Origin of the sequence: Methylobacterium sp. Leaf108 (genome assembly GCF_001423265.1) — a bacterium.
Classification (GTDB): domain Bacteria; phylum Pseudomonadota; class Alphaproteobacteria; order Rhizobiales; family Beijerinckiaceae; genus Methylobacterium.
This window is the reverse complement of the sequence record NZ_LMND01000033.1, coordinates 18,289-43,684: the sequence shown is the minus strand read 5'-3', so window position 1 is coordinate 43,684 and position 25,396 is coordinate 18,289. Positions and strand designations below refer to the sequence as shown.

22 protein-coding genes and 1 pseudogene are annotated in these 25,396 nt (G+C 70.7%); 13 read left to right on the top strand and 10 right to left on the bottom strand.

The window, feature by feature from the left end; all coding sequences use genetic code 11:
- Positions 1–230 precede the first annotated feature (230 nt).
- Positions 231–974: a 3-deoxy-manno-octulosonate cytidylyltransferase gene (locus ASF39_RS17370; RefSeq protein WP_055888450.1), complete on the top strand. Its 744-nt coding sequence runs from the start codon at positions 231–233 to the stop codon at positions 972–974.
- 5 nt (positions 975–979) lie between these two features.
- Entirely contained in the window at positions 980–1,834 is an 855-nt protein-coding gene (locus tag ASF39_RS17365) for a prephenate dehydratase (RefSeq protein ID WP_056286211.1), read from the top strand.
- A 2-nt stretch (positions 1,835–1,836) separates the two neighbouring features.
- On the opposite strand, the gene ASF39_RS17360 is transcribed toward ASF39_RS17365, so the two are convergent.
- The gene (locus ASF39_RS17360; RefSeq protein ID WP_056286210.1) at positions 1,837–2,562 is read right to left on the bottom strand and encodes a tyrosine-protein phosphatase; all 726 of its coding nucleotides are present in this window, start codon (positions 2,560–2,562) and stop codon (positions 1,837–1,839) included.
- Between the two features lie 257 nt (positions 2,563–2,819).
- Here ASF39_RS17360 and ASF39_RS17355 point away from each other — a divergent pair, with 257 nt between their 5' ends.
- The 3 genes from ASF39_RS17355 (at position 2,820) to ppa (ending at position 4,385) form a co-directional block, all read left to right on the top strand.
- A complete protein-coding gene (locus ASF39_RS17355) occupies positions 2,820–3,326 on the top strand; it encodes a GNAT family N-acetyltransferase (protein ID WP_055888456.1) in 507 nt (168 codons plus the stop codon).
- Between the two features lie 76 nt (positions 3,327–3,402).
- Entirely contained in the window at positions 3,403–3,717 is a 315-nt protein-coding gene (locus ASF39_RS17350) for a hypothetical protein (protein ID WP_056286206.1), read from the top strand.
- A 131-nt stretch (positions 3,718–3,848) separates the two neighbouring features.
- Positions 3,849–4,385 (top strand): inorganic diphosphatase, encoded by a 537-nt coding sequence (gene ppa / locus ASF39_RS17345; RefSeq protein ID WP_055888460.1) that lies wholly within the window; start codon positions 3,849–3,851, stop codon positions 4,383–4,385.
- 55 nt (positions 4,386–4,440) lie between these two features.
- Here ppa and ASF39_RS17340 read toward each other — a convergent pair whose 3' ends face one another.
- Positions 4,441–5,718, bottom strand: a complete 1,278-nt coding sequence (locus tag ASF39_RS17340; RefSeq protein ID WP_056286202.1) for an FAD-dependent monooxygenase — start codon at positions 5,716–5,718, stop codon at positions 4,441–4,443.
- Positions 5,719–5,879: 161 nt separating this feature from the next.
- On the opposite strand from ASF39_RS17340, the gene tesB reads away from it, so the two are divergent.
- The 5 genes and pseudogenes from tesB (at position 5,880) to ASF39_RS17315 (ending at position 13,115) form a co-directional block, all read left to right on the top strand.
- Positions 5,880–6,749 carry an acyl-CoA thioesterase II gene (gene tesB, locus ASF39_RS17335; RefSeq protein WP_056286199.1) on the top strand — a complete coding sequence of 290 codons (870 nt, stop codon included), beginning with the start codon at positions 5,880–5,882 and terminating at the stop codon, positions 6,747–6,749.
- Between the two features lie 290 nt (positions 6,750–7,039).
- Positions 7,040–7,378 (top strand): P-II family nitrogen regulator, encoded by a 339-nt coding sequence (locus ASF39_RS17330; protein WP_055888467.1) that lies wholly within the window; start codon positions 7,040–7,042, stop codon positions 7,376–7,378.
- A 103-nt stretch (positions 7,379–7,481) separates the two neighbouring features.
- Complete coding sequence (locus ASF39_RS17325) at positions 7,482–8,981, top strand: ammonium transporter (RefSeq protein ID WP_056286196.1); 1,500 nt, start codon at positions 7,482–7,484, stop codon at positions 8,979–8,981.
- Between the two features lie 345 nt (positions 8,982–9,326).
- A complete protein-coding gene (locus tag ASF39_RS17320; RefSeq protein WP_244472456.1) occupies positions 9,327–10,286 on the top strand; it encodes a TorF family putative porin in 960 nt (319 codons plus the stop codon).
- 202 nt (positions 10,287–10,488) lie between these two features.
- A pseudogene (locus tag ASF39_RS17315) lies at positions 10,489–13,115 on the top strand (DNA translocase FtsK).
- 83 nt (positions 13,116–13,198) lie between these two features.
- Here ASF39_RS17315 and ASF39_RS17310 read toward each other — a convergent pair.
- Entirely contained in the window at positions 13,199–14,431 is a 1,233-nt protein-coding gene (locus ASF39_RS17310) for an alpha-hydroxy acid oxidase (protein ID WP_244472455.1), read from the bottom strand.
- A 216-nt stretch (positions 14,432–14,647) separates the two neighbouring features.
- Positions 14,648–16,426: an ABC transporter ATP-binding protein gene (locus ASF39_RS17305; protein WP_056286187.1), complete on the bottom strand. Its 1,779-nt coding sequence runs from the start codon at positions 16,424–16,426 to the stop codon at positions 14,648–14,650.
- A 202-nt stretch (positions 16,427–16,628) separates the two neighbouring features.
- Here ASF39_RS17305 and ASF39_RS17300 point away from each other — a divergent pair, with 202 nt between their 5' ends.
- Positions 16,629–17,537: a zinc ABC transporter substrate-binding protein gene (locus ASF39_RS17300; RefSeq protein WP_244472454.1), complete on the top strand. Its 909-nt coding sequence runs from the start codon at positions 16,629–16,631 to the stop codon at positions 17,535–17,537.
- A 4-nt stretch (positions 17,538–17,541) separates the two neighbouring features.
- Here the strand turns inward: ASF39_RS17300 and moaD are convergent, their stop codons facing one another.
- The 5 genes from moaD to ASF39_RS17275 form a co-directional block, all read right to left on the bottom strand.
- The gene (moaD, locus tag ASF39_RS17295; protein ID WP_055888479.1) at positions 17,542–17,793 is read right to left on the bottom strand and encodes a molybdopterin converting factor subunit 1; all 252 of its coding nucleotides are present in this window, start codon (positions 17,791–17,793) and stop codon (positions 17,542–17,544) included.
- A gap of 26 nt (positions 17,794–17,819) precedes the next feature.
- On the bottom strand, positions 17,820–18,419 hold the full coding sequence (gene pgsA / locus ASF39_RS17290) for a CDP-diacylglycerol--glycerol-3-phosphate 3-phosphatidyltransferase (protein WP_055888481.1): 600 nt from the start codon (positions 18,417–18,419) through the stop codon (positions 17,820–17,822).
- 77 nt (positions 18,420–18,496) lie between these two features.
- Positions 18,497–20,548: an excinuclease ABC subunit UvrC gene (gene uvrC / locus ASF39_RS17285; protein ID WP_056286182.1), complete on the bottom strand. Its 2,052-nt coding sequence runs from the start codon at positions 20,546–20,548 to the stop codon at positions 18,497–18,499.
- 176 nt (positions 20,549–20,724) lie between these two features.
- Positions 20,725–21,240, bottom strand: a complete 516-nt coding sequence (locus tag ASF39_RS17280) for a hypothetical protein (protein WP_056286179.1) — start codon at positions 21,238–21,240, stop codon at positions 20,725–20,727.
- Positions 21,241–21,357: 117 nt separating this feature from the next.
- Complete coding sequence (locus ASF39_RS17275) at positions 21,358–22,242, bottom strand: CoA ester lyase (RefSeq protein WP_055888487.1); 885 nt, start codon at positions 22,240–22,242, stop codon at positions 21,358–21,360.
- Positions 22,243–22,551: 309 nt separating this feature from the next.
- Between ASF39_RS17275 and ASF39_RS17270 the strand changes: the two genes are divergently transcribed.
- Together ASF39_RS17270 and ASF39_RS17265 are read left to right on the top strand one after the other, a co-directional pair.
- Entirely contained in the window at positions 22,552–22,944 is a 393-nt protein-coding gene (locus tag ASF39_RS17270) for a hypothetical protein (protein WP_156648539.1), read from the top strand.
- Between the two features lie 93 nt (positions 22,945–23,037).
- Complete coding sequence (locus tag ASF39_RS17265; protein ID WP_056286173.1) at positions 23,038–24,060, top strand: DUF2336 domain-containing protein; 1,023 nt, start codon at positions 23,038–23,040, stop codon at positions 24,058–24,060.
- Here ASF39_RS17265 and ASF39_RS17260 read toward each other — a convergent pair.
- Positions 24,026–25,390, bottom strand: a complete 1,365-nt coding sequence (locus ASF39_RS17260) for an MATE family efflux transporter (RefSeq protein ID WP_056286171.1) — start codon at positions 25,388–25,390, stop codon at positions 24,026–24,028. The two genes, ASF39_RS17265 and ASF39_RS17260, sit on opposite strands and share 35 nt — an antisense overlap.
- Positions 25,391–25,396: the final 6 nt, after the last annotated feature.

Below are 25,396 nucleotides of genomic sequence, written 5' to 3'. Positions count from 1 at the left end.
CCTCGGCGTCGCAGTCGCCGCTTTGCCGGGACGGGACGGAGGAAGCGCCGGAAACCGCTGCGGTCCCGGCTTGGAAGAGTCCCGGCCCTGACAAGAGTCCCGGCCATGACAAGTGCCGACCCCCCTGGTAAGCACGCGGCGCGGGCCGCCGCTTCGCCTTCGACCGGTCGGCCGCGAAGGTCGCCGATCCGCGGCGGGCCGCCGCGCCACGCAGGGTTTTTTGGGCATCGATGTCGGATCCCCTCGTCCTGATCCCCGCCCGTCTGGCGGCCACCCGCCTGCCGAACAAGCCGCTCGCCGACATCGCCGGCGAGCCGATGATCCTCCACGTCTGGCGCCGGGCGGTGGAGGCGGGGATCGGTCCGGTGGTGGTGGCCACCGACGCCGAGGAGATCGTCGCGGTGATCGAGGCGGCCGGCGGGCTCGCGGTGCTCACCGCGGCGGACCACCCCTCCGGCTCCGACAGGCTGGCGGAGGCCCTGGAGATCATCGACCCCGAGGGCAACCACGACGTGGTCGTCAACGTGCAGGGCGACCTGCCGACCATCGACCCGGCGGTGATCGGCGCGGCGATCACGCCGTTGGCCGACCGCACGGTCGACATCGCCACCCTCTGCGCGGTCATCACCCGCGACGAGGAGGCGCGCGACCCGAACGTGGTCAAGCTCATCGGCCACAGCGTCGGGCCCAACCGCCTGCGCGCGCTCTACTTCACCAGGGCCCAGGCGCCCTGGGGCGACGGGCCGCTGTTCCACCACATCGGCCTCTACGCCTACCGCCGCAAGGCGCTGCGGCGCTTCATGGCGCTGCCGCCGGGCGAACTGGAGCAGCGCGAGAAACTCGAGCAGTTGCGCGCCCTCGAGGCGGGCATGCGCATCGACGCCGTCGTCGTCGAGGACCTGCCCCTGGGCGTCGACACCCCCGCCGACCTGGAGCGCGCCCGCGCGCTCCTCACCGCCCGCCGCCTGAACTGAGCCGCATGACCCAGACGACGATCTCCTACCAGGGCGAGCCCGGCGCCAACTCGCACATCATCTGCTCGCAGGCCTATCCGGACTGGACGCCGCTGCCGTGCCCGAGCTTCGAGGACGCCTTCGCGGCGGTGATCGAGGGGCGGGCGGACCGGGCGATGATCCCGATCGAGAACTCGATCGCCGGCCGGGTCGCCGACATCCACCACCTGATCCCGACCTCGCCGCTCCACATCGTGGCCGAGCACTTTCTGCCGATCCACTTCCAGCTGATGGCGCTGCCCGGCACGCCGGTGTCGGCGCTCACCAGCGTCCACAGCCACGTCCACGCGCTGGGCCAGTGCCGGCGCCTGATCCGCCGGCTCGGGCTCAAGGCGGTGGTGGCAGGCGACACAGCGGGTGCCGCCCGCGAGGTGATGGAGGCGCGCGACCCGAGCCGCGCCGCCCTGGCGCCGGCGCTGGCGGCGGAGGTCTACGGCCTCGACATCCTGGCGCGCGACGTCGAGGACGAGAGCCACAACACCACCCGGTTCGTGGTGTTCGCGCCGGAGCCGGAGGCGCCGGCGGCGGATGTCGCCGCGGTGACGAGCTTCGTGTTCCGGGTGCGCAACCTGCCGGCCGCGCTCTACAAGGCGCTGGGGGGCTTTGCCACCAACGGCGTCAACATGTCGAAGCTCGAGAGCTACATGGTCGAGGGCCAGTTCTCGGCGACGCAATTCTATGCCGAGGTCGACGGCCGGCCCGACGACGCCGGCCTCGCCAGGGCGCTGGAGGAGCTCGGCTACTTTTCGCGGGAACTGCGCATCATCGGGACGTATCCGGCGCATCCGTTCCGCGAGGCGTCGCGGGTGGCGGCCGAATAGGCCTATTCGCGCTTGAGCACCCGGTCGACCAGGAGGTCCGACCAGAACCCGGCCCGGAACTCGCGCGTGAGCCGTTCCGGGTCGTATGTAGTCTCGACCCAGGTCAGGAAATCCATCCCCTTCGCCTCGCCCTCGCGCCGGTAGAGGTCGAAGAAGGCGTCGAGGATGCCGGTCTTGGCGAAGCGGAAGTGGCCGTAGCGGGCCGAGAGCTGGCCCATCGCCTCGGCCACCGGCCGGCCCTCGTGCAGGATGAGGTAGAGCACCGAGCCGAGGCCGGCCCGGTCCGCGCCGGACTTGCAGTGCATGACCGCCGGATAGGCGATACCGTCGAAGAAGGCCTTGGCGGCCAGGATCGTCTCGCGGGAGGGCGCCTCGCGCGAGCGCAGCACGAATTCCACCAGCACCAGCCCCTCGCGCTCGCAGGCCTCCCGCTGCAGCGGCCACGAGCCGTGCTCGCGGCCACCGCGCAGGGAGACCACGGTCTTCACGCCCTGGCGGCGGAACCAGGCGAGCTGGTGCGGGGTCGGCTGCGCCGAGCGCCAGATCTTGCCTTGCCCGAGCCTGTGACGGTTGAGGTAGGCCAGCCTGAAGATGCCGTGATCCACCAGCAGCATGTTGGCCCAGGCCTTGGCCCGCGAGACCGGGCCTGCGATCGGCCGCTCGAACCGGGCGATGCGCGCCATGCGCCGGGCATAGCGGGTCTCTGGCTTCAGGAAGCGCTTGAACACGAGGGGGAGGGGCCAGCCGGGGTCTTCGAGGGACGATCCGTCCGGCTCTACCAGTCGGCCAACGGGGCGGCAACGTGGCCGGCATCGGGGACGGGCGCCATGTCGGACCGGGCGCTACGTCGGACCTGGCGCCACGTCGGACCGGGCGCGTGCTGCGCGTCCGGCATCGGGCTTGCCTTGCGCGACCGGCCTTGTCTTTGCCGACATCGTGGTCTTCGATGCCGGTTCGCTCTTCCCATCCGCCGCGGGGACACGTCATGAGCACGAGCACGATCAGCATCCGCCGGGCCCGCACCGAGGACGCGGATCGTCTCTCCGACGTGTTCGACGAGACCTGGCGCGAGGCCTACCGCGGCATCATCCCCGGCATCTGCCTGGAGCAGATGATCGCCCGGCGCGGCCCGGCCTGGTGGTGCGCCGCCGCCCGGCGCGGCCGCCCGCTCGTGGTGGTGGAGGCGGCCGACACCATCGTCGGATACGCCAGCTACGGCCGGACCCGCGGCAGCATCCTGCGCACGGCCGGCGAGGTCGACGAGATCTACATCACCCCCGCCTACCAGGGCCTCGGCCTCGGCCGGCGCCTGTTCCGGGCGATCCGCAACGACCTGGCCGACCGCGGCATGGGCCGGGTGGGCGTGTGGTCGCTGGCGGACAACGAGCGGGCCCTGGCGTTCTACGTCGGCCAGGGCGGGATCGTGGTCGGGCAGTCGGTGGAACGGCTGGCCGGCGCGCTCCTGCCCAAGGTCGGCTATCGGTTCGGTTGAACGCCGACGCGCGTTCGTTCGTTCACGTCCGTAAGGGGCCGCCATCCCGTCGCGGTCGCCCGAGGAGCGAACGACCATGGACGTCACGGCCGCCGATTGGGATTCCCGCGTCGACCGGTTGAGCGCGAAGCTGCCGGATCGCCTGCGCGCCGGCCTCGACTGGCTGCGCGAGCCGTCACGGCGTCCGGTGCGGATCGTCGCGGCGGCGCTGTTCATGCTCGGCGGCGTGTTCTCGATCCTGCCGGTCCTCGGGCTGTGGATGCTGCCCGTGGGCCTCGCCCTCATCAGCCAGGACGTCCCGGGCCTCAAGGTGCCCCTCGAACGCTCCGCCCGCTGGATCGAGCGGACCTGGGAGCGCCTGGCCGCGCGCTGGCGCAAGCCGGGCGCCTGACCCTTCGCTCCGGTCGAAACGCCCGGATTGTCACCGGAAACCGCCGCGGACGATTTTGCTTCGCGGCGCGGGCGCCTTAAAGACACGGGCAACGGGGCCACAGGCCCTCGATGCCCGGGAGATAACGAACCATGATCATCGACGCCGTCTCGATCGGAAAGAACCCGCCCCACGACGTCAACGTGATCATCGAAGTGCCGATCGGCGGCGAGCCCATCAAGTACGAGATGGACAAGGAGGCCGGCGCCCTGGTGGTGGACCGCTTCCTCTACACCGCCATGCACTACCCGGGGAACTACGGCTTCATCCCCCACACCCTGTCGGGCGACGGCGACCCCTGCGACGTGCTCGTGGCCAACACCCGCGCCATCGCGCCGGGCGCCATCATCAGCGTGCGCCCCGTGGGCGTCCTCGTGATGGAGGACAATGCCGGCGAGGACGAGAAGATCATCGCGGTGCCCTCGCGCAACCTCACCATGCGCTACGACCGCATCGAGAACTATACCGACCTGCCCGACATCACGATCCACCAGATCCAGCACTTCTTCGAGCACTACAAGGACCTGGAGCCCGGCAAGTGGGTCAAGATCCTGCGCTGGGGCGACAAAGCGGAGGCCCACCGCCTCATCCTCGAGGGCATCGAGCGGGAGAAGGCCCGCAAGGCCTGAGGCCGCCCGGAGCGGGCACAGGCCCGCATCCGGCCTCACCGGCCGGATGCGGGGTTCAGAGCGGCTCGCCGCGCAGGAGCCGCGGCAGGGCCTTGCCCTCGCCCGACGCCTGGCCGATGAACCGGCGCTTGAGGCGGGGCAGCCTGTCGACGAGGCCGAGGCCGAGGTCGCGCAGGAGACGCAGCGGCAGGATGTCGTTGGAGAACAGACGGTTGAGCCCATCGGTGGCGGTCGCCATGGCGAGCGTGTCGAACCGGCGGCTGCGCTCGTAGGCCAGCAGTACGTCGCGCCCGCCGGGGTCCATGCCGAGCCGCAGGGCGTCGGTGACCGCCTCGGCGAGGGCGGCGACATCGGCGAGGCCGAGGTTGAGGCCCTGGCCGGCGATCGGGTGGATGACGTGGGCGGCGTCGCCCAGGAGCGCCAGCCGCTCCGCCTGGAACGCCCGCGCGATGCCGAAGGCGAGGGGGTAGGGGCGCGGCGCTCCTTCCAGCGCGATCCGTCCGAGACCGGCGCCAAAACGACGCTCGACCTCGTCCAGGGTGTCCTCGTCCGTGCCGCCCAGGAGAGCGGTGGCATCCGCGCTCCGCTCCGTCCAGACGATGGAGGAGCGGTGCCCGAGGGATCCACCGTCCACGAGGGGCAGGATCGCGAAGGGGCCGCTCGGCAGGAAATGCTCGATCGCCCGGCCGTGGTGCGGGCGCTCGTGCCCCACCGTGGCGACGATCCCCACCTGCGGGTACGACCAGCCGACCCAGCCGATCTTGGCAGCCTCGCGCAGGCGCGAGCGGGCACCGTCGGCCGCCACCACCAGGCACGCGGCGACGACGCTGCCGTCGTCGCGCCGCACCGACAGGGCGCCCCCGGCCGGGACCGCCTCCACCACGCCGGAGGCCTCGAGGCGGACACCGGCGGCGGCGCAAGCCGAGAGCAGCGCCGCCACCAGGGGCTCGGCCTCGACCATGTGCGCGAAGGGTGCGGTCTCGCCCGCATCCGCATCCTGCGCGAAAGTGAGGAACACCGGACGCACGGGGTCGGACAGGCGGCTGTCGCTGATCGTCATGTCGCGGATCGGCTCGGCCGCACCCGCGATCCCGGACCAGAGCCCGAGGCGCGTCAGCAGGCGCCTTCCCGCGCTGGCGACGGCGTAGGCGCGCCCGCGATGGCGGTGGGCTCCCGCCGGCAGGGCGGGATCGCAGACGAGGACGTCGAGGGCTTCGCCGTGCGCCTGCTTGAGGGCCAGCGCCAGGACGAGGCCGGGGATGCCCGCGCCGGCCACGAGGATGGTCCGTCGCGGCAGGCGTCTCTCGGCCGGGTCCGTCGTCACGCCGTCCATTCCGCTCATTCCTTCCTGCGTCCCATCCTGCATCGGTGTCGCGAACCGTCTGGATCGCGGCACCGGGACTGCTATGTCCCCCGTCCAACGGCCGCAACGCGGCCATCGGTCCGGATCACCTTCCCACGGGATCGCGACCGCATGAAGGGCAGCCCGGCCGCATGACTGGTATCGTCACCGAACTCCTCCACGTCCTCGATCTCGACGCGATCGCCGAGGATGCCTATCGCGGGATCAGCCCGACCGTCGGCTGGCCCCGGGTGTTCGGGGGCCAAGTGGTGGCCCAGGCCCTCGTGGCGGCGACCCGGACCGTGCCTGCGACGCGTCCGCCCCACTCGCTGCACGCCTACTTCCTGCTCGGCGGCGACCCGAAGGAGCCGATCCTCTACGAGGTCGAGCGCATCCGCGACGGGCGCAGCTTCACCACCCGGCGGGTCGTGGCCAGGCAGCACGGCCGGGCGATCTTCGCGATGTCGGTGTCCTACCACGACCCGGAGACCGGCGTCGTCCACCAGTTGCCGATGCCGGACGTGCCCGGCCCGGAGGGCCTGCCCGATTCCCGCGAGGTCGCCGCCAAGGGGGGAGGGGGCATGCCGAGCCCCGTCCTCGCCTATTTCGGACGCGAGCGCCCGATCGAGCTGCGGCCGGTGGAGATCGAGCGCTATCTTCGGCGCGAACCGCGCGAGCCGCGCTTCCACGTCTGGCTGCGCGCCGCGGCGCCCCTGCCCGACGATCCGGCGATCCATCAGGCGGTGCTGGCCTACGCCTCCGACATGACGCTGCTGGACGCCACCCTGATCGCCCACGGCCAGACCGTGTTCGACGGGGCCATCCAGTCGGCCTCCCTCGACCATGCCCTGTGGTTCCACCAGCCGTTCCGCGCCGACGAGTGGCTGCTCTATGCGCAGGACAGCCCGAGTGCGGGCGGTGCGCGCGGTTTCGCGCGGGGGCTGATCTACACGCAGGACGGCCGGCTCGTGGCGTCGGTGGCGCAGGAGGGGATGATTCGCCCTCGCCGCAGCGAAAGCTGAGCCGTCGCACAGCCCGGTTTGCCTATTTTGTCGCCAACATGCGACTTCGATGATCTGAAGCCCCCGGCTCTCCGCCCACGAGCGCATCGCCCAGCCGCTTTGGGCGCCAGAACAGGCCGCCGGGCGGGCAGATACGCCCGGACACAAAAGGTTCCGCTTGGCATAGTCCTTGAATGACGGCGGCCCGAGCGGAGCCATGCCGGCCCCCGCGACATCGTCCGGATCGCGTCCGGTCCCGCCCTCGAGCGGGACGGGGGTCCGGGCCAACATCGGACAAGGGGGCGCCGCCCATGAAAATCGTGATGGCCATCATCAAGCCGTTCAAGCTGGAGGAGGTGCGCGATGCCTTGACCGGCATCGGCGTCCACGGCCTCACCGTGACCGAGGTGAAGGGTTACGGCCGGCAGAAGGGCCACACCGAGATCTACCGCGGCGCCGAATACGCGGTCAGCTTCCTGCCCAAGCTCAAGATCGAGGTCGCCGTCTCCGCGGACGTCACCGGAACCGTGATCGACGCCATCGCCGCCGCCGCCCGCACCGGCCAGATCGGCGACGGCAAGATCTTCGTGCTGCCCCTCGAGAAGGCCGTCCGCATCCGCACCGGCGAGACCGACGCCGACGCCCTCTAGGACGTCGCAGCCGACCCTCACCGGAAGGACGGCCCGCCGCGGGCAGCCCCCACCCTTCACCCCTTCACATCAGCATCGCACCCCGATCGGGAGTCTCGTTTCCATGAAACTTCGCAATGCCCTGGCGCTCGGGATGGGAGGCGCCGCACTGGCCCTTCTCATCATCGAGCCATCCCTCGCACAGACGCCGACGCCCGCCGCGGCCGCGACACCGCCGGCACCGGTCCCGAACAAGGGCGACACCGCCTGGATGCTCATGTCGAGCGCCCTCGTGCTGCTGATGACGCTGCCGGGCCTGGCCCTGTTCTACGGCGGCCTCGTGCGCACCAAGAACATGCTCTCGGTCCTGACGCAGGTCTTCGCCATCGCCTGCCTCGTCTGCCTGCTGTGGGTCTGCTTCGGCTACAGCATGGCCTTCACCAACGGCGGCGGCCTCAACGACTTCGTCGGCGGCTTCTCGAAGGCCTTCCTCAAGGGCGTCGACCCGACCACCACGGTGGCCACCTTCTCCAACGGCGTCGTCATCCCGGAATACGTCTACATCTGCTTCCAGATGACGTTCGCGATGATCACCCCCGGCCTCATCGTCGGCGCCTTCGCCGAGCGGATGAAGTTCTCGGCGCTGGTCGTGTTCATGGTCCTGTGGGCCACGCTCATCTACTTCCCGATGGCGCACATGGTCTGGTACTGGGGCGGCCCGGATCTGGTCGGCAACGCCGCCGCGGCGGTGGCCGCAGCCACGGACGAGGCCTCCAAGGCCACGGCCCAAGCGGCGCTCGACGCGGTCAACGCCGACGCCGGCATGCTGTTCAAGTGGGGTGCCCTCGACTTCGCCGGCGGCACCGTCGTGCACATCAACGCCGGCGTCGCGGGCCTGGTGGGCTGCATCATGCTCGGCAAGCGGATCGGCTACGGCCGCGACCTGCTCGCTCCCCACTCCCTGACCATGACCGCCATCGGCGCCTCGCTGCTCTGGGTGGGCTGGTTCGGCTTCAACGCCGGCTCCAACCTCGAGGCGAACGGCACCACGGGCCTGGCCATGATCAACACCTTCGTCGCCACCGCCGCGGCCGCCGTCTCCTGGCTGTTCGTGGAGTGGCTGCTCAAGGGCAAGCCGTCGCTGCTCGGCATGCTCTCGGGCGCCATCGCCGGTCTCGTCGCGGTGACGCCGGCGGCGGGCTTCGCCGGCCCGATGGGCTCGATCGTGCTGGGCCTCGTGGCCGGCGCGCTCTGCTTCATCATGTGCTCCACGGTGAAGAACGCGCTCGGCTACGACGACTCGCTGGACGTGTTCGGCGTCCATTGCGTCGGCGGCATCCTCGGTGCCCTGGCCACCGGCATCCTCGTCAGCCAGGACTTCGGCGGCGCGGGCCTGCCGGACTACACCACCAAGCCCGGTGAGCTCGTGGTGGGCAGCTACGACATGGCCACGCAGATGCTGGCCCAGGCCAAGGCGGTGGGCTTCACCATCCTGTGGTCGGGCATCGGCTCGGCGATCCTGTACAAGCTCGTCGACCTGACCATCGGCCTGCGCGTCACACAGGACGAGGAGCGCGAAGGCCTCGACATCGCCGACCACGGCGAGCGCGCCTACAACTACTGACCGGCCGACGACGGGATCGGCGGTCGCCGCCGAGACCGTCGATCGCGGCGGGCCGACGTCAAAGGGCTCCGGTTCATCGAACCGGGGCCCTTTTTCATTGCCCGCCGCTGCCGCGCGGCGAAGGCGCCACCGGTCGAACCGGCGAGCAGACGCGTCCGGCGAGGGCGATCCGACGGCGAAATTGTGTCGCGAAAACAACATCGCGGCGGGAACCCCCATGCAGAGGGGTTATCTGCCCAAGAATTGGGCATTTGCCCGAAAGTTAGTTTTGCTGTCTCCCCCCGTTTCCGGCACCGTCAGTCAACGTCGAAAAAGGGGCTGAGGTCTATGAAGTCGAAGATGTCCATGCGCGGAGTTGCTGCTTCCGTCGCGGCCCTGCTGAGCCTGGGCCAGGCTCATGCAGCAGATCTCGCAGCCCCCAAGGTCATGCCGATCGAAGCCAAGGCTCCGGATCCGTTGATCGGCTTCTCGTTCGGTTCGCGCTACCAGACGGACTACAACTTCCGCGGTATTTCCCAGTCGAATCGCCAGGGCAGCTACCAGACCTTCTTCGAGGCACAGTATTTCGGCGGCTTCGCCTACACGGGCTTCGCCACCTACCAGACCCGCCTGCCGACGCGCCCGGACATGGAGTTCGATCTCGTCGCCGGTATCCGCCCGACCTTCGACAAGCTCGCCTTCGACTTCGGCGTGATCTACTACTTCTACCCCAACGAGACGCAGCTGTTCGCCGCCCCGGGCGTGCCGTTCACCACCAAGAACACCGATTTCATCGAGTACGCCGGCAAGGTCACCTACCCCCTGACCGACTCGCTCACCGTCGGCGCCAACGTGTTCTTCGCGCCGAACTACCTCGGCACCCACACCAACGGCACCTACGCTTCGGGCACGCTCGCCTACACGCTTCCCGCGACCCTGTTCTCCTTCCTGCCCGAGGCTTATGCCGGCGGCTTCTCGATCTCGGGTGAAGGCGGCCATTACTTCCTCGGCGCCCTCAAGAACTCGGCCAGCGGCTTCAACCCCGCCATCGGTCGCTTCAACGTGATCGACCTGCCGAGCTACGCCTACGGCAACGTCGGCATCTCCTACACCTACAAGAACATCGTCCTCGACGCCCGCTACCACACCACCAACCTGAACCAGGTCCAGTGCGGCACGGTCTCGGGCGACTTCCGCGGACTGGTGACCGGCGGCCGTTCCAAGTGGTGCGGCGACTCCTTCATCGGGTCGATCACCTTCCAGACCTCCACCGCGGCTCCCGGCATCTACGCCGAGCCGGGCGGCCTGCTGAACCTCTTCCGCTGATCTCAGCCGACGCGACTGCCTTGGGGCTCCGGAGCGATCCGGGGCCCTTTTTCGTGGGCGCGTCCGATCGCGCCGCAGAGGTTCGCGACGGGTGTTCGGCCGCCGCCCACAGGCATCTGGCGGCCACGGCGGCATCCTTAAACGGCCGTTAACTCGACGGCCGTTAGCGTTACCGGACAGTTCTCATTGTGTCTGGTCCCGCATGCGCTCGCTCCGACGTTCCGCATCGCCCTACGAGACCTTCGTCGAATCCCTGCGTCCGTTCCTGGCCAAGCGGATGACGGAACTCGGCGGCCTCGTCCTGTTCGCGGGCGCCACGGCGCTCACGGTGGCCTTGGCCACCTGGTCGATCGACGACCCCAGCCTCAACCACGCCACCAACCATGCCGCCCACAACGTGCTCGGCGCGCCCGGCGCCGTGGTCTCCGATCTCGCCATGCAGCTGATCGGGCTCGGCTCGCTGGCCTTCGCCCTGCCGCCGACCCTGTGGGGCATCCGCCTCATGCGCTCGCGCGACCTGCCGAACGGCGGCCTGCGCATCACCCTGTGGATCATCGGGTTCTTCGCGGCCAGCGCCGTCGCCAGCGCCCTGCCGCCGACCACGCGCTGGCCGCTGCCGACCGGGCTCGGCGGGGTCGCCGGCGACGCGCTGATGCATGCCGCCCGCACCCTGGTCGGCGTCGTCTCGACCGCTGCGGCCTCCCTGTGCGGCTTCGGCTTCGCGGTCGTGGCGATCCTGGCGCTCACCGCCGCCTGCCGGGTGGGCCCGGCGGACGAGATCGAGGAGGAGCCCTATCCGGCCGTACGCAGCCCCGTGCGGCGCGAGCCCGGCCGGGCGGAGCGGGAGGCCGCCGACGAGCCGAGCTTCGGCATCCTGTCGCTGGGTACGGTGGCGCAGGGCGTCATGGCCGGGCGGGAGGGCATCGGGACCTGGGTGCGCGACTGGCGGGCGCAACGGACCGCCGCCGCCACGGCGGCCGTCTACACGGGCAACTCGCCGGCGCTCGCCGCCAAGCGGGCCTTCGCGGACGAGGACGAGCCGGCCTGGACCGGGGCCGCCGGGCACGACGGTCGGCGCGAGCCCGTCTTCGACGTGTCGGATCGGCCCGCGGCGCCTGCACCGGTCGCGGCGCGCAGGGCCAGCCTGCCGCCGGTCCTGCACGACGACGAGGGCGACGACGACACGGTCGTCGACGAGCCCCTGCACGAGACGCCCGCGCCCGTGCGCTCGCGGGTCAGCCAGCCGCCGTCGTCGTTACCGCCGACGGTGCGCCCGGCGGCCGCAGCGCCCGCCCCGCGCAACGGCGCCTATGCGCATCCGGCCCTGACGCTGCTGGCCGAGCCCAAGGGTCCGTCGGCGTCCAGCCTGATCTCCTCCGATGCGCTGGAGCAGAACGCGACGCTGCTGGAGGCGACGCTGAGCGATTTCGGCGTGCGCGGCGACATCCTGGCGGTGCGGCCCGGCCCGGTGGTGACCCTCTACGAGCTGGAGCCGGCGCCGGGCACCAAGTCGAGCCGGGTGATCTCGCTCGCCGACGACATCGCCCGCTCGATGTCGGCGGTCTCGGCCCGCGTCGCCGTGGTGCCCGGCCGCAATGCCATCGGCATCGAACTGCCCAACGACAAGCGCGAGACCGTGTACCTGCGCGAACTCCTGGCCTCGGCCGACTTCGCCGAGACGCCGCACAAGCTCGCCCTGTGCCTCGGCAAGAACATCGGCGGCGAGCCGATCATCGCCGATCTCGCCAAGATGCCCCACCTGCTGGTGGCCGGCACCACCGGCTCGGGCAAGTCGGTGGCCATCAATACCATGATCCTGTCGCTGCTCTACCGGATGAAGCCGGAGGAGTGCCGCCTGATCATGGTCGACCCCAAGATGCTCGAACTCTCGGTCTACGACGGCATCCCGCACCTGCTCTCCCCGGTCGTGACGGACCCCAAGAAGGCGGTCATCGCCCTCAAGTGGGCCGTTCGCGAGATGGAGGAGCGCTACAAGAAGATGTCGAAGCTCGGCGTGCGCAACATCGACGGCTTCAATGCGCGCCTGACGGAAGCCCGCGACCGCGACGAGGTCCTCACCCGCACCGTCCAGACCGGGTTCGACCGGGACACCGGCGAGGCCGTCTACGAGACCGAGGAGATGGACCTCAACCCGCTGCCCTACATCGTGATCGTGGTCGACGAGATGGCCGACCTGATGATGGTGGCGGGCAAGGACATCGAGGGCGCGATCCAGCGTCTCGCCCAGATGGCGCGCGCCGCCGGCATCCACCTGATCATGGCGACGCAGCGCCCGTCCGTCGACGTCATCACCGGCACCATCAAGGCGAACTTCCCGACCCGGATGAGCTTCCAGGTGACGAGCAAGATCGACAGCCGCACGATCCTGGGCGAGATGGGCGCCGAGCAATGCTGTTCATGGCCGGCGGCGGGCGCACCACTCGCGTGCACGGGCCGTTCTGCTCGGATTCGGAAGTCGAGAGCGTGGTCGCCCACCTCAAGCGCCAGGGCCGGCCGTCCTACCTCGACGCCGTCACCGCCGACGACGGATCGGGCGATCCGGCCAAGCCGGGGGAGCCCGAGGCCGACATCGCGGTGTTCGACCAGGGCAGCTTCGGCGAGGCCGGCGGCGAACTCTACGACCAGGCCGTGGCGGTGGTGCTCAGGGACAAGAAGGCCTCGACGAGCTACATCCAGCGCCGCCTGCAGATCGGCTACAACCGCGCCGCCTCGCTGATGGAGAAGATGGAAGTCGAGGGCATCGTCGGGCCGGCCAATCACGCCGGCAAGCGCGAGATCCTGGTGGAAGCGGACGCTCAGGTCTCCTGAGCGCCCAAGTCGCCTGATCGCCCAAATCGCCTGATCGCCCACGATCGTCCCGGACCTAACGAAGGTCCGGGATCGCTGTCGGCTCAGGCGCGGTGGATGCTGGCGCCGGTGATCTCGGCGAGCCTGGTCGCACCGACCTGGCGCATGATGGTCTCGAACTCGCGCTGCATGATGGTGAGCACCATCTCGACGCCGGGCTGGCCGAAGGCGGCCAGACCCCAGACGTAGGGCCGACCGATGCAGACGGCGGTGGCGCCCGAGGCCAGCGCCTTGAGGACGTCGGTGCCGCGGCGGAACCCGCCGTCGACCAGCACGGGGATGCGCCCGTTCACCGCCCAGACGACTTCCGGCAACACACCGATGGTCGACTGCAGGCTCTCCTCGGCACGGCCGCCGTGGTTCGAGACGATGATGGCGTCGACGCCGTAGTTCAGCGCGGTCCTGGCGTCCTCGTGGGTGACGATGCCCTTGAGGACGAGCTTGCCCTTCACGATGCCGCGCAGGCGCTTCACGTAATCCCAGGTCATGCCGGTGCCGTAGAGGTTGGTCACCTTGGACACGTCGATGCCGTCGAACATCGGCTTGCGGCTGACCTCGTTCTTGAACCCGGGCGTATGGCAATCGGTGCAGGTGCGGGTGTCGCCGCGACGGTCGCGAAACAGGGTCTCGGTGTTGCGGCCGCCCTGGCGGTCCACGGTCAGGACGATGGCGGGCGCGCCGGCCATCTCGGCCCGCGCCACCAGCAGTTCCGTCACCGCCCAGTCGTCGGTGGGGTAGAGCATGTACCAGACCGGGGCGCCGCGCTCCTTGATCACGTCCTCGATCGAGGTGCTGCCCACCGTCGAGAGGATCATCTGGTGACCCTTGACCTTGCAGGCGCGGGCGGCCGCCGCCTCGGCCTCGGGATGGAAGGCGCCGACGCTGCTCACGGGGGCCAGCGCGATGGGGCTCGCCCAGGTCTCGCCGAAGATCTTCACCGAGGTGTCGATCTTGCGCACGTCGATCAGGCGGCGGGTGCGGATGGTGATCTTGTCGAAGTCGTCCCGGTTGGCCCTGAGGGTCTTGTCCGCGTCGACGCCGCTGGCGAGGTAACCGTAATGGGCCGGGGGCAATTCCTTCTTGGCCACCGGCTCGAAGTCGAACACGTTGAGCGCCTGGGCCGGCGAGGCGATGAGGTCGCCGTTCATGACGGGGGCCTGCCGCAGCACGTCGTAGCTCTGGGCGATGGCCTCGGATGTGCCGAGCGCCAGCAATCCGGCCACGGCCCTGGCGCCGCTCGGGGCGAGGAGCGGGCTGGCGGTCAGATACTCAAGCAATCGGCGCCGGTTGAACGACGTCTCGGACTCGGATTTACCCTCGGAAACTGAATTTTCATGCATGATCGGTCTCGCAGTTCGGTCATCGGCAATGATGTCGTCTATCATCACCGCTGACCGGCCTACTATGCCGCAGCGCAAAATTTTTACGTCGCACCGCAAATAAATTGACGGCCGTCGCCGCCGGGGCACGCGGCCGGCGGCGGTCGGGGCCGCTCAGGGCTCGGGCAGCGTCTCGGCGTCGCCCGTGAGCTGGACGCGGTGGAGGCGGGCGTAGGCCCCGCCCGATGCCATGAGGGCCTCGTGGGTTCCGGTCTCGACCACGCGGCCGGCTTCCATCACCACGATGAGGTCGGCGTCGCGCACGGTGGAGAGGCGGTGGGCGATGACCAGGGTGGTGCGGCCGCGCATCAGCCTGGCGAGCGCCGCCTGGACCAGGCGCTCGGACTCCGAATCGAGGGCGCTGGTGGCTTCGTCGAGGAGGAGGATCGGCGCGTCGCGCAGGAAGGCGCGGGCCAGCGAGATGCGCTGGCGCTCGCCGCCCGAGAGGCGGCCGCCGCCAGGGCCGACCCGGAAGTCGTAGCCCTCCGGCAGGCGCGAGACGAAGCCGTGCGCCGCGGCGGCTTCGGCGGCGGCCTCGATCTCGGCGCGGGTCGCACCGGCCCGGCCGAAGCCGATGTTGGCCGCGATGGTGTCGTCGAACAGCACGATCTCCTGCGAGACCACGGCCACGGCCTCGCGCAGGGAGGCGAGCGTCACCGCGCGCACGTCCTGGCCGTCGATGGCGACGTGTCCGGCGGTGACGTCGTAGAGGCGCGGCACCAGGTTGAGCAGCGACGACTTGCCGGAGCCCGAGCGCCCCACCAGCGCGGTGACCGAGCCCGCCGGCACGGTCAGGTCGATCCCCTCCAGGGCCGGGGCGTCGTCGCGGTAGCGGAACCGCACGCCCTCGAACCGGATCTCGCCGCGATCCAGACGCAGGGGCGTCGCGTCGGCCGCCTGTCGGACCCGCGGGGCCTCGTCCATCAGGGCGAAGTAGCGCTGCAGGGCGGCCGCAGCCTCCTGCAGGATGGCGTTGAGGGTGCCGAGCGCCCGGGCCGGCTGGGCCGCCAGCAGGAGCGCGGCGACGTAGCCTGTGAAATCGCCCACCGTGCGCTCGCCGGACATGACGCGCTGGCCCACGAGCACCAGCACGGCGGCCACCGCCAGGCCGCCGCCGACCTCGAGGAGCGGATCGAGCCGTCCGCGGGCGTTGGCGGTCTTCATCTTGAGGCGGCGGACCTCGTCGAAGGCCTGCCTGGCCCGGCCCTTGAGGTAGCCCTCCAGGCCGTAGGTCTTGGCGATGCGGGCACCCTGCAGGCTCTCGTTGATGAGGCTGGCGGCCGCTCCCATCTGCTCCTGGGTCGAGGTCGAGACCCGCCTGAGCTTGCGCCCGATCCGCGCGATCGGCCCGGCCACGAACGGCACCGTCACCGCCGCCACCAGCGTCAGCACCGGGTCCATCCAGACCAGCGCCGCCACCAGCGCCACCAGCATGGCGATGTCGCGCAGGAGCACCGTCGAGATCCGGGTCAGCGCCTCCTTGATGTAGGCGAAGTCGGTGGTGAAGCGCTGCGTGAAGGCGGCCGGGCTCTCGCGCCCGAGCTGGGCGAGGTCCGCCTCGATCAGGTGGGAATAGAGCGCCACCTGCATGTCGGCCTCCACCCGCGTCACCACCCGGTTGGTCAGCACGGTCTGCCCGAACAGCGCGAAACCGCGGATGGCGGTGATGGCGACCACGACCATCGGGCCGTAGGACAGCGCGCCGACGTCCTTGGCGTCGAAGGCGTCGAAGGCGGACTTGATCAGCACCGGATAGAGGCCGGTGGCGGCGCCGACGACGGCGATGAGCACCAGCACCACGGCCAGCGTCGCCCGGTGCGGCGCCAGCCATTCCCGCCAGACGCGGCCGAGGAGGGGGAGGGTATCGCCCCTCGGGAGCGGCCGACGCGCCATGCTGATCCGTTCGTGGTGCCCGACGCGAAGGCCGGTCGCCGCCGCGTCGCCCGCTGTTTGGCGGTGCCCGGTCCCGAGATCAAGATCATGGGGCGGATTGGCAATGTGATAGTGTTACACTAAGACGTCGCGATCGTTGAGGACGAGGCCCCGCATGCGACCCCGATTTCCCTCCCGCCCGGACCGGCGCTCACGCGCGATCGTGTTCCTGACGGTCCTGCTCTCCGGGCTCGGGTCCGCTTTGACCCTCGGGTCCGCCACGAGCCAGGAGGCGACCCCGATCCGGGCGGTGGCCACCTTCTCCATCCTCGGCGACCTCGTGCGCCAGGTCGGCGGCGACCGGGTCGTCGTCTCGACCCTGGTGGGGCCGGATGCCGACGCCCACGGCTACAATCCGGCCCCCGGCGACGCCCGCACCCTGCTCGAGGCGCAGATCGTGTTCGTCAACGGGATCGGGTTCGAGGGCTGGATCGACCGGCTGATCAAGGCCTCGGGCAGCAAGGCGCCGGTGATCACGGCCTCGACGGGGGTCGCCACCATTGCGGATCAGGATCACGGGCATGATCACGGAAAAGACCACCCGGTCGATCCGCATGCCTGGCAGAGCATTCCCAATGCCAAACGCTACGTCGCCAACATCCGGGACGGGCTCGCCAGGGTCGATCCCGCCCATGCCGCGGCCTATGCGGCCAACGCCGCCGCCTATCTCGCCAGGCTCGACGCCCTCGATGCGCGGGCCAGGGCGGCGATCGCGGCGATCCCGGCCGACCAGCGCCGGGTCATCACCACGCACGACGCCTTCGGCTACTTCGGCGCCGCCTACGGCCTTCGCTTCATCGCCCCCCAGGGGGTCTCGTCGGACAGCGAGGCGAGCCCGCGCGACGTCGCCCGGATCATCCGCCAGATCCGCAAGGACAAGATCCCCGCCGTCTTCCTGGAGAACATCGCCGATCCGCGCCTGATGCAGCAGATCGCCAAGGAGAGCGGCGCCCGCATCGGCGGCAAGGTCTATTCGGACGCCCTCTCGAAGCCGGACGGGCCGGCGGCCAGCTACATCGACATGATGACCAACAACTTGGCGGCGTTCGGCTCGGCCCTGACGCCGCCCTGAGCGCTCAGCCGCCGGTCATCGGCGGGAAGAAGGCGATCTCGCTGGCCCCGGCGAGGGCGGAATCCGGCTTGGCGTGGACCTTGTCGATGGCCGCCCGCACCACGCCGGCATCGGCGAAGGCGGCGGCATACTCCTCGCCGCGCCCGCGCAGCCAGCCGACGAGGTCGGCGACCGTGGCGATGCCGGCGGGCAGGTCCACAATCTCCTCGGCCTTGCCGACGCGCTCGCGCACCCAGGCGAAATAGACGAGCTTCATTGTCCGGCTCCTCAGCCCTGCCCCGATCAGCGCGGATCGTCGATCACGTGCTTGATGCCGGCTCTCATGTAGTCGTAGCCGGTGTAGAGCGTGAGGGCCGCGGCGAGCCAGAGCAGGCCGATCCCGGCCGCCATGGTGCCGGGCAGCAGCGTCTCGCCGGCGGGGCCTGCGACCAGGAAGCCGATCGCCACGAGCTGCAGCGTGGTCTTCCACTTGGCGACCTTGCTCACGGGTACACCGACCTTGAGCTCGGCGAGGTATTCCCGCAGGCCCGACACCAGGATCTCGCGGCACAGGATCACGATGGCGGCCCACAGGGTCCAGCCGGAGATCGACCCGTCCGCCGACAGCATCAGCAGGCAGGCGGCCACCAGGAGCTTGTCGGCGATGGGGTCGAGCATGCGACCCAGCGCCGAACTCTGGGCATAGGTGCGGGCGACGTAGCCGTCGAGATAGTCGGTGATCGCGGCCAGGACGAAGACGCCGAGCGCGGTGAAGCGGGCCGCCGGCTCGTCGGGCCAGTACAGCAGGGCGACCATCACGGGCACCGCCGCCAGGCGCCCGTAGGTCAGGCAATTCGCCAGGTTCCAGGCCGGCGACCGGCGTCGGGGGAGGACGGCGTTCATGGGCGCGGTGAACCACGCTGGGTCGCGGGGGTCAACCGGTCCGCTAGGCCATCCCATGCGGCGAGGCCGCGCCATCCTCACCCGTTCGCATGGAAGAAATCGTACACCGCCCGCGCGGTTGCGGCGTTGACGCCCGGGGTCTTGGCGATGTCCTCGAAGGCGGCGCGCTCGATGGCCTTGACCGTCCCGAAGTGGTTGAGCAGGGCGCGCTTGCGGCTCGGGCCGATGCCGCCGATCTCGTCGAGGGGGTTGCGCACGAGCTCGCGCTTGCGCTTGGCCCGGTGGGTGCCGATGGCGAAGCGGTGGGCCTCGTCGCGCAGGCGCTGCACGAAGTACAGGGTCGGATCGCGCGGCGGCAGCTTGAACGGCGGCTTGCCCGGCACGAAGAAGGTCTCGCGGCCGGCGTCGCGGTCGCGGCCCTTGGCGATCCCCACCAGCGTCACGTCGGTGACGCCGATCTCCTCGAGGGCGGTGCGCGCGGCGTCGAGCTGGCCCTTGCCGCCGTCGACGAGGACGAGGTCCGGCCAGGCCGGGAAGGTCTCGACCTCGTCGGGCAGATCGGCGGGGGCCGCAGAGGCATCGGCGGCCACCACTGGCTCGACGGCGTTGCGCGGCGCTTCCTTGACGAGGCGCTTGAAGCGCCGCTGCAGCACCTCGCGCATCATGCCGTAGTCGTCACCGGGGGTGATCTCCTCCGACTTGATGGTGAAGGTGCGGTAGTGGGTCTTCATGAAGCCGGTGGGTCCGGCCACGATCATGCCGCCGACCGCGTTCGTGCCCATGATGTGCGAATTGTCGTAGACCTCGACCCGGCGCGGACTGCTGGCGAGCCCGAACGACTGCCCGAGCGCCACCAGCAGCTTGCCCTGGGAAGCGGTGTCGGCCAGCCGGCGGGCCAGGGCCTCCTTGGCGTTGCGCTGGGCGTAGAGGACGAGGTTCTTGCGCTCGCCGCGCTGGGGCATGTGGATCTCGACCCGGTGCTCGGTGCGGCTCGACAGGGCGGCACCCAGCAGTTCCGCGTCCTCGATCGGATGCGAGACCAGCACGATCCGGGGCGCGGGCTTGTCGTCGTAGAACTGCCCGATGAAGGAGGCGAGCACCTCGTCGGGCGTCATGGTCCGGTCGGCCTTGGGAAAATAGGCGCGGTTGCCCCAGTTCTGGAAATTGCGGAAGAAGAACACCTCGATGCAGAACTGGCCGGCCTGTTCGTCGAGCGCGAAGACGTCGGCCTCCTCGACCCCTTGGGTGTTGACGCCTTGCGTCCCCTGGATCGCCGAGAGCGCGGCGATCCGGTCGCGAAAGCGGGCGGCGCGCTCGAATTCGAGGGCCTCGGAGGCCGCCTGCATCTCCTCTCGCATGCGGTCCTTCACCGCGTTCGACTTGCCCGAGAGGAAGGCGCGGGCGGATTCGGCCATGCCGGCATAATCGTCGAGGGCGATCTCGCCGGTGCAGGGGCCGGCGCAGCGCTTGATCTGGTAGAGCAGGCAGGGCCGGGTGCGGTTCTCGTAGTAGCTGTCCGAGCAGGTGCGCAGCAGGAAGGCGCGCTGAAGCGCGTTCACCGTCCGGTTCACCGCCCAGACGCTGGCGAAGGGCCCGTAGTAGCTGCCCTTGCGCCGGCGCGCGCCGCGGTGCTTGACGATCTGCGGGGCCTCGGAATCCGCCGTCACCAGGATGTAGGGGAACGACTTGTCGTCGCGCATCAGCACGTTGAAGCGCGGCTTCAGCTGCTTGATGAGGTTGGCCTCGAGCAGCAGCGCCTCGGTCTCGGTGGCGGTGGTGACGAACTCCATCGCCGCCGTCTGCGAGATCATGCGGGCGATGCGGTTGGAATGCGCCTGGCCCCGCGCGTAGGAGCCGACGCGGGCCTTCAGGTTCTTGGCCTTGCCGACGTAGAGCACGTCGCCCTTGTCGTCGAACATCCGGTAGACGCCCGGCCCCGAGGGCAGCGTCGTCCAGAACCGGCGGATGATCTCGGTGCCGGCCTTGACCGCGCCCTCCTCGAAATCGAAGTCGATCTCGGGGCTGTCGTCGGCACGCTCGGGCGACTCGTCGACCTCCTCGCGCTCGTCGAAGCCGTCCGGCGGCAGGTCCTTCTGGAAGGAACGGTCTTTCGCGGGCACGCGGCTCATGCCGGAGACTTAGGCCGCGGCGCCGAGCGAGGGAAGGGCCGGGCGCGTGTCACGCCCGGCCGACGTCCTCGATCCTAAGCAGGCCTTCGTGGGTCGCCCCACGAAGGCCTGCTTCAATCTCCTTGATGGGGCATCATTTTTTCCTGCGAACCGCAGACCACTTCGCAGAATGATGCTTAGCGCACGGCCTCGACCACGATCCGATCGTCGGCGGGCGGGCTCGCCGGCCGCCGGACGAGCCGCGGGCGCCAGACGCCGAGCACCACGTTGGCCGTCGACACCGCCAGCAGCGTCCACAGCACGCCGCGCTCCGAGCCGAGGTCGGCCAGCATCGCGGGGTCGACCCGGCCGGCGAGGGCGCCGGCACTGAGGTCGGCCTCCTGCCGCATCGGCCCCTGGATGTAGACGAGCCCGCCCTCGAAGATCAGGACGCCGGTGGCGAGCTTGGCCCAGGCCCAGCCGGCGTTGTGGAAGGCGCGCTGGGCGATCGCCAGCAGGCCCGCCAGCAGGGTCAGCGCCATGGACGGGAGGAACACCCAGGTGGCGACGGCCCCCATGGCACCGCGCATCAGGGCGTAGCCGGGCAGCGCGGCCGGGGGCGGGGTGAAGCTCAGCATCACGACGAGGCAGGCCATCGCCCCCATCATGCCGATGGCGCCCATCGTATGCAGGAATTTCAGGAGGCGTCGCACGACGTCCGGCCCTCCGCCGCCATTGCTCGAGGGGTCAGCCTACGACAGGAAGCCGGTCCCCGCGAGCGGACCCGCCGCCGCAGGATCGCCGCGGCCCCGGAGAGCGCGTTGGCCCCCTCAATACCCCCGCGCGGCGATCGCCTCCGACCAGTTCACCGCGCGCCGCGCCATGCCGATGTGCTGGCGCTCGTACATGCGGCCCTCGACCTTGATGGCGCCGCGGCGGGCGTTCTCGGGCTTGTCGAAGGCGTCGATCACGAGCTGGGCGCGGCGGACCTCCTCCTCGGTGGGGGCGAAGGAGGTGTTGGCGGGTTCGAGCTGGTTGGGGTGGATCAGGGTCTTGCCGTCGAACCCGAGGTCGCGCGCCTGGCGGCACTCGACGCGGCAGCCCTCGACGTCGGCGATGTCGTTCCAGACGCCGTCGAGGATGGTCAGGCCCTCGGCACGGGCCGCGGCCAGGGTCAGCATCATCCAGGGCAGCATCGGCACCCGGCCGGGCACGAGCTGGGCCCAGGTGTCCTTGGCCAGATCGTTGGTGCCGAGCACGAAACAGGTGAGGCGGGTGCGCCGGTCGCGCCGGGCCTTCGCGATCTCCTGGATGTTGAGGATGGCGGCCGGGGTCTCGATCATCGCCCAGATCGCGATGTGCTCGGGCGCGTCGAGGGCCTCCAGGTGGTTGGCGATGCTCTCGAGCACCGCCGGCGAGGAGACCTTCGGCATCAGGATCGCGTTGGGCCGCGCCTGGATCGCCGCCTTGAGGTCGGCCTCGCCCCACGGGGTCTGGGGGGCGTTGACGCGGATGACGAGTTCGCGCTCGCCGTAGCCGCCCGATTCCACCGCGGCACAGACCTGCTGGCGGGCCAGTTCCTTCTCGTCGGGCCCGACCGCGTCCTCGAGGTCGAGGATCAGCGAATCCGCCTGCAGCGTCTTGGCCTTCTCCAACGCCCGGGCGTTCGAGCCGGGCATGTAGAGGACGCTGCGGCGAAGGCGGAGGTCGGACATCGGGCATTCCCCTGGTGAGGCCGCGGAACTTAATGCACGGCGCCTGCCGCGACACCCTGCCAAGCTGCGAAAACCTGTCGATCCCACCGGTTTGATACCATCGCGGAGGCGCCGGACACGGGCGACATCCCCGGTTGCCGACGCCGGGAGGCGGGGCGCACGAAGCCTTAACCGGTTGCCGCCATCGTCCGATCCTCCCGCAGCGGAACGGGTTTCGCACGCCGACACACCCTGGGCGCGAGGCCTCGTCCCCGGCCGGGACGGGCGCGTGGGGGCGCCGGCCCGCGGCGTGGCCGAGGGGCAAGGGCCGTGACGCAGCTTCGCAAAGACATCCGTGGGACGTTCTCGGGGGCGCAGGAGCGGGTGATCGCTCATCCCCCGGGCGATGCGGGCCTTGCCGTCGCCCTGATGCGCTGGCTCGACGGCGCCACGCGCTTCATCGCCCCCCACCCCGCCGTCACGGCCGCGCGGCGCGGCGTCCACGAGCGCGCCGACGCCGTCGTGGAGATCGAGACGAACACGGGAGGGATCGTGAACCGCGTGGCGCGCCGGCACCTCCTGGCCGCCCTGGCCGAGATGGAGGCGGCGATCGACGCCCACGGCCGTGCCAATGCCGACGCGGACAGGGTCGGGATCGCCCCGGAGGGCAGCCCGGTCCGAGAGCCGGCGGCGGCCCGACCGGCGGGATCAGGAGAGTCTTAATCCTTCTCGCCCACTCTCCTATCTTCGAGACCGAGTCGCGCGCCCAGGACCGTGAGCGAGGGCTGGGGTCCTCCGGCGGGGATTGCTTCTTCCATGGTGGCCGCGCTCGCTTCGCTCCTCACCGACATCGAGGATTCCGTCGCCCGCGGCGGGCTCGGTCGTCGTGACGGCCTTCTGCGCGGGCTCACCACCCTCTTCACCGACGAGGCGCCCCGCCTCGGGGAAGATCAGGTCGCGGCCTTCGACGCCGTGATCCTGCATCTGGCCCGCGAGATGGAGGATGCGGCGCGCGCCGAACTGTCCGAACGGCTCGCCGACATTCCCAACGCCCCGCGCGGGGTGGTGCGGGACCTCGCCTTCGACGCGGTGCCGGCGGTGGCCCGGCCGGTCCTGGCGCGCTCGCGCCGGCTGGTCGACGCCGACCTCGCCGCCCTGGCCTCGCGGCGCGGCCAGGGCCACCTCCTCGCCATGGCGCGGCGCCTGGTGCTGAAACCGGCCGTGGCCGACATCCTGGTGGCGCGCGGGGAGCCCGAGGTGGTGCGCCTCGTCGCCGGAAACCCGGGCGCCCGGTTCACGCCGCAGGGGTTCATGGCGCTCGGCGACCGCGCCTTCGCCGATGCGGACCTCGGGCAGATGCTGGCACGCCGCGGCGACCTGCCGGCCGACCTGCGGCTGCGCCTGGCCAATTTCGCGAGGGTGCGCGCCGCCGAGCCGACGCCGACGCCGCTCCCGCCGGTTCGCAGCAACGCCCTCCTGGCGGCCGAGGTGTTCGTGAGCACCCAGGCCCGCCGGGTCGACATCGACGAGGGCGTGCTGATCGCCTGGATCAGGGCGGGCAAGGTGATGGAGGCGCTGGTGGGCCTCGCGCGCCTCGCCGGCGTTCCGAGCCAGATGGCGGTGGATGCCTACGAGAGCGGGAGCTACGAGCCGCTGCTGCCGATCGTGCGCTCGATCCGGTTCGGCTGGCGCATCCTGTCGAGCCTCACCACCGCCAGGACCGCGGACGAGCCGCCGCCGGAGATGATGCACGACGTGATGCAGGCCTTCCAGGGCCTCAGCGTGGTGGCGGCCCAGGCCCAGGTCAGAGCCGCCGCGGCGCGCTACCGTCGCCCCTGACGGCGAGCGGCGTGCCGAAGGTGCGCGCCACGAGGCCCGGATAGGCCAGCGCCTGCCCGATCCCGCGCGCGCCCAGGAGCCCCAGGAAGGCGAGCCAGAGGCCGAGGTTGCCCCCGCCCGCCTGCCATGTCGCGACGATCAGCACCGCATAGACCAGGGTCGCCGCCAGCATCAGGTCGCGCATCGCCCGGGTCCAGGTGGCGCCGATGTAGATCCCGTCGAAGGCGAAGGGCAGGCCGGCGATGAGCGGCGCCAGGGCCGCGGGCACGAGGTAGAGCCGGGCGGCCTCGCGCACCTCCGGGCTCGTGGTGACGCCGTCGATGAAGCGCTCCCCGCCGAGGAGGAACAGGCCGGAGATCGCAGCACCGAACACCAGGCACCAGGCGAGGCTGAGGCGGGCGGCGCGTCGGAACGCCGTCTCGTCGCGCGCCCCCACCGCCTGGCCGCACAGGGTCTCTGCGGCGGTGGCGAAGCCGTCGAGGAAGAACCCGCCCACGAGGAAGAGATTCCACAACACGGCGTTGGCCGCCAGGGTCACGTCCCCGGCCCGCGCCCCCAGCGCCGAGAACAGCACGATCGCGCCGACGAGGAGCAGGGTGCGGATCATCACGTCGGCGTTGACGCTGAGCATGCGCGCCAGCGCCAGGGGGTCGCGGATCGCCGCCAGGGGCACGCGGAACGGCCGCGACCCGAGGCGGGCGAGGACGAAGAGCCCCAGGCCCGTGCCCGCGACCTCGGCGACGAGGGTCGCGATCCCGGCCCCCGTCACCCCGAGGCCGGCGCCGAGCACCAGGGCGAGGGTCAGGGCGATGTTGGCGAGGTTGATCGCGACCTGGATCACCAGGCCAAGGTCGGTACGGCCGCGCCCGAGCACCGACCCGAGGATGGCGTAGTTGGCCAGCGTGAACGGCGCGGCGAAGATGCGCACGTGGAAATAGGCCGCCAGGGCCGCCAGCACCTCGGGGCTCGCCCCGCTGATCCGGAAGGCCAGCGCCGCGATCGGCACCTGCGCCAGCACGATGACGAGCCCGACCAGCACCGCGGCGGCCAGCGCCCGGGCGAGGGTGCGGTCGACGTCGTCACGGTCGTGCGCCCCCACCGCCTGGGCGGTGAGCCCGGCGGTGGCCATGCGCAGGGAACCGAACGACCAGAAGATCGCATCGAAGATCACCGCCCCCAGCGCCATGGCGCCGAGCAGCGCCGCCTCCCCGAGCCGCCCGATCACCATCGCGCCGACGAGGCCGAGCAGCGGCGTCGTCACATGGGCGAGGGTCATCGGCAGCGCCAGGGCGAGGACGCTGCGGCTGGTGGGCGGCAGGGAGGCGGCCATGCGGCG